This window comes from Sideroxyarcus sp. TK5 (assembly GCF_054601595.1).
In genome coordinates this window covers 1-516 of record NZ_BAAHSJ010000041.1, presented here as the reverse complement: position 1 = coordinate 516, position 516 = coordinate 1, and the positions used below count along the sequence as shown (strand labels likewise).

The 516-nt window shown below is 58.1% G+C and carries 1 protein-coding gene; it reads right to left on the bottom strand.

Annotated elements, in window-relative coordinates:
• A partial coding sequence (locus ACYPYQ_RS13600) for a calcium-binding protein (RefSeq protein ID WP_459724455.1) occupies positions 1-516 on the bottom strand: 516 nt, incomplete at both ends.

Below are 516 nucleotides of genomic sequence, written 5' to 3'. Positions count from 1 at the left end.
GTCGTTACCGGCACTACCCGTGATGGTGTCGTTGCCGATGCCACCATCGATGTTGGCGATGTTCACCAACTCGGTGGCACTCAGGTTGAGGGTGTCGTTGTACTGGGTTCCAGACAGGATGTTCACGCCCGCACCACCATCGATCTTCTCAACGGTCGATGCACCTGTGAAGTAGTTCACGCGAATGACGTCATCACCTGCGCCACCCTGAATGACGTCGTAGCCGTCGTCGCCCTGGAAGCGGTCATAGGCGGTATCGCTGCCTTCAACCACGAAGGTGTCATCCCCTGCGCCGCCGGACAGCATGTCAGAACCCGTACCGCCGATGATGGTGTCGTTACCGGCACTACCCGTGATGGTGTCGTTGCCGATGCCACCATCGATGTTGGCGATGTTCACCAACTCGGTGGCACTCAGGTTGAGGGTGTCGTTGTACTGGGTTCCAGACAGGATGTTCACGCCCGCACCACCATCGATCTTCTCAACGGTCGATGCACCTGTGAAGTAGTTCACGCG